Here is a 3,283-nt window from a genome sequence, read left to right on the forward strand (position 1 = left end):
GTCAGCCATTGGACCATAGAGTAATTGCCCCACCGCGAACCCAAGAATATAGGTACTGAGGGTCATCTGCGCGCTACCTGCAGGCACACCAAACTGTTCAGAGATAACAGGTAGTGCCGGAAGATACATATCAATCGACAACGGCATCAGCATGGCTAACAAGCCAAGGATAAAGACAATGGCAATTGACGAGTTCTGCCGGGTGGTCACATTTAGCTCCTGAAATTAACGCGGGGTTAAGTTAACGCTGGCGATTTCTTCTTCGGTCAATGGACGGTATTCACCCGGCTCCAGATCCTCATCAAGCTTGATGTCACCAATCCGTTCACGGTGCAGTTCCACAACGTGGTTACCGACGGCGGCAAACATACGTTTAACCTGATGATAGCGCCCTTCGCTGATGGTCAATCGCACCTGAGTTGGCGTAATAACCTCCAGCACGGCCGGTTTGGTCAGGTCTTTCTCATTATGCAGTTGTACGCCATGGGCAAACTGTTCGGCGGTGTCATCTGCCACCGGCGACTCCAGCGTCACCAGATAGGTTTTCTCACAATGGTGACGTGGCGAAGTGATGCGATGCGACCACTGTCCGTCATCGGTCATCAGCACCAGTCCGGTAGTGTCGATATCCAGGCGCCCTGCCGCATGCAGTTTGTAGGCAACCGGCTCATCAAGGAAATAGAGCACTGTCGGGTGATCCGGGTCATCCGTTGAGCAAACATAACCCTGAGGTTTATTCAGCATAAAATAGCGCGGGCCATTTTGTTGAATCAGGGAATTGCCGTCATATTCTACGTCGTGTTCTGGCAGCAGCTTAAAGGCACTGTTTTTGACGATTTCACCGTCGACGGTAACGCGGTTAGCACGGATCTCACGCCCGGCAATAGCGCGGCTGACGCCGAGTTGCTGAGCGATAAATTTATCAAGTCGCATGAGTGTGATTTTTGCCTGTAAAAAACAAGAAGCGGGATTGCGCCCGAAAAGTGGGACGATTATCCGCCCAGTATAGCGGCGTTACACCATCCCTCAAGGGAAATGATTCATGGCATACTATACATTGTTGCTGCTTACCTTAATGAGCCCATGATTTTTACTCTTCGCCCGTACCAAAAAGAAGCCGTGGATGCCACGCTCAACCATTTCCGCCACCATCGCACGCCAGCGGTTATCGTCCTGCCAACCGGTGCGGGAAAAAGCCTGGTGATTGCTGAACTGGCCCTCGTGGCGCGTGGTCGCGTGCTGATACTGGCGCACGTTAAAGAACTGGTCGCGCAAAACCATGCCAAATATCGCGCGCTGGGGCTGGAAGCCGATATTTTTGCCGCAGGTCTGAAGCGTAAAGAGAGCCACGGGAAAGTGGTATTTGGCAGCGTACAGTCGGTAGCGCGTAATCTTGACGCCTTTCAGGGAGAATTCTCGCTGCTTATCGTCGATGAATGTCACCGTATTGGTGATGATGACGAGAGTCAGTATCAGCAAATCCTCACTCACCTGACCAAAGTAAATCCCCACTTACGCCTGCTCGGGCTTACTGCCACTCCTTTTCGTTTGGGCAAAGGCTGGATTTATCACTTTCATTATCACGGTATGGTGCGCGGCGATGAAAAAGCGCTGTTTCGTGACTGCATTTATGAATTACCGTTGCGTTACATGATTAAACACGGCTACCTGACGCCGCCAGAACGCCTCGACATGCCGGTAGTGCAGTATGACTTCAGCCGCCTGCAGGCGCAGAGTAACGGCCTGTTTAGCGAAACGGATCTGAATCAGGAACTGAAAAAGCAGCAGCGAATAACGCCGCATATCATCAGCCAGATTGTCGAGTTTGCCCAGACGCGCAAAGGGGTGATGATTTTCGCCGCCACAGTGGAGCACGCCAAAGAAATTCTGGGCCTGCTGCCTGCTGACGATGCCGCGCTAATCACCGGAGACACGCCTGGCGCTGAGCGTGATGTGCTGATTGAAGAGTTCAAAGCCCAGCGCTTTCGCTATCTGGTGAATGTGTCGGTCCTGACCACTGGCTTCGATGCCCCGCACGTCGACCTTATCGCCATTCTGCGCCCGACGGAGTCAGTTAGCCTTTACCAACAAATTGTCGGTCGCGGCCTGCGCCTGGCGCCGGGTAAAACCGACTGTCTGATCCTCGATTATGCCGGTAACCCGCACGATCTTTACGCGCCGGAAGTGGGGGCGCCGAAAGGAAAAAGCGATAACGTTCCGGTGCAGGTGTTCTGTCCCGCCTGCGGGTTTGCAAACACCTTCTGGGGCAAAACAACGGCAGACGGCACGCTGATTGAACACTTTGGCCGCCGCTGTCAGGGGTGGTTTGAAGATGATGACGGCCATCGCGAACAGTGCGATTTTCGTTTTCGTTTTAAAAACTGCCCACAATGCAACGCGGAAAATGATATCGCCGCCCGCCGTTGTCGGGAGTGCGACACGGTGCTGGTTGACCCGGATGACATGCTGAAAGCCGCACTCAGGCTCAAAGATGCGCTGGTCCTGCGCTGTAGCGGCATGGTGTTACAAAACGGCCAGGATGAAAAAGGCGAATGGCTAAAAATCACCTATTACGATGAAGATGGTGCCGACGTTAGCGAACGCTTTCGCCTGCATACTCCCGCGCAGCGTACGGCTTTCGAGCAACTGTTTATTCGCCCGCACACCCGAACGCCCGGCATTCCCTTACGCTGGATAACCGCCGCCGATATCCTCGCCCAGCAGGCGCTGTTACGTCATCCTGATTTCGTGGTGGCGCGCATGAAAGGTCAGTACTGGCAGGTCCGTGAAAAGGTCTTCGATTATGAAGGACGCTATCGTCGGGCACATGAATTACGCGGTTAATCGTACTTTTGATTGATGTACCAGCCGTTTAAGTATAGAATCTCGCCCGCTTTTGCATACGCAAAGCAGATCACTTACCTGTTGCTGGGTCGCCTGTAGCAGGAATTATTAAAGAGAGATTTAAATGTTTACTATCAACGCTGAAGTACGTAAAGAGCAGGGTAAGGGTGCGAGCCGCCGCCTGCGTGCCGCTAACAAGTTCCCGGCAATCATCTATGGTGGCGCAGAAGCCCCGGTTGCTATCGAACTGGATCACGATGCAGTTATGAACATGCAAGCTAAAGCTGAATTCTACAGCGAAGTTCTGACCATCGTTGTTGACGGTAAAGAAGTTAAAGTTAAAGCTCAGGCTGTACAGCGTCACCCGTTCAAGCCGAAGCTGGCACACATCGACTTCGTTCGCGCGTAATCGCTTACAAGTTGAAGAAAAACCCCGCCT

At 52.8% G+C, this 3,283-nt stretch carries 3 protein-coding genes and 1 pseudogene; 2 read left to right on the top strand and 2 right to left on the bottom strand.

The genetic code is table 11. The features are described from left to right. Positions 1–210, bottom strand: a pseudogene (locus tag FDW87_RS22030) (Bcr/CflA family multidrug efflux transporter); the annotation flags it as partial. 15 nt (positions 211–225) lie between these two features. Next, positions 226–933, bottom strand: coding sequence for a 16S rRNA pseudouridine(516) synthase RsuA (gene rsuA / locus FDW87_RS07060; protein WP_016153756.1), 708 nt, complete (start codon positions 931–933; stop codon positions 226–228). A gap of 150 nt (positions 934–1,083) precedes the next feature. On the opposite strand from rsuA, the gene FDW87_RS07065 reads away from it, so the two are divergent. Together FDW87_RS07065 and rplY are read left to right on the top strand one after the other, a co-directional pair. Next, entirely contained in the window at positions 1,084–2,844 is a 1,761-nt protein-coding gene (locus FDW87_RS07065) for a DEAD/DEAH box helicase (protein WP_137379565.1), read from the top strand. A 124-nt stretch (positions 2,845–2,968) separates the two neighbouring features. Then, positions 2,969–3,253: a 50S ribosomal protein L25 gene (rplY, locus tag FDW87_RS07070; RefSeq protein WP_016153758.1), complete on the top strand. Its 285-nt coding sequence runs from the start codon at positions 2,969–2,971 to the stop codon at positions 3,251–3,253. Positions 3,254–3,283 lie beyond the last annotated feature (30 nt).

It is taken from the genome of Citrobacter sp. wls826, from assembly GCF_005281245.1.
GTDB classification, from domain to species: Bacteria; Pseudomonadota; Gammaproteobacteria; order Enterobacterales; family Enterobacteriaceae; genus Citrobacter; species Citrobacter braakii.

Coding starts and splice junctions, on each gene's coding strand:
- rsuA (WP_016153756.1), bottom strand. CDS start 933: ATGCGACTTGATAAATTTATCGCTCAGCAACTCGGCGTCAGCCGCGCT.
- FDW87_RS07065 (WP_137379565.1), top strand. CDS start 1,084: ATGATTTTTACTCTTCGCCCGTACCAAAAAGAAGCCGTGGATGCCACG.
- rplY (WP_016153758.1), top strand. CDS start 2,969: ATGTTTACTATCAACGCTGAAGTACGTAAAGAGCAGGGTAAGGGTGCG.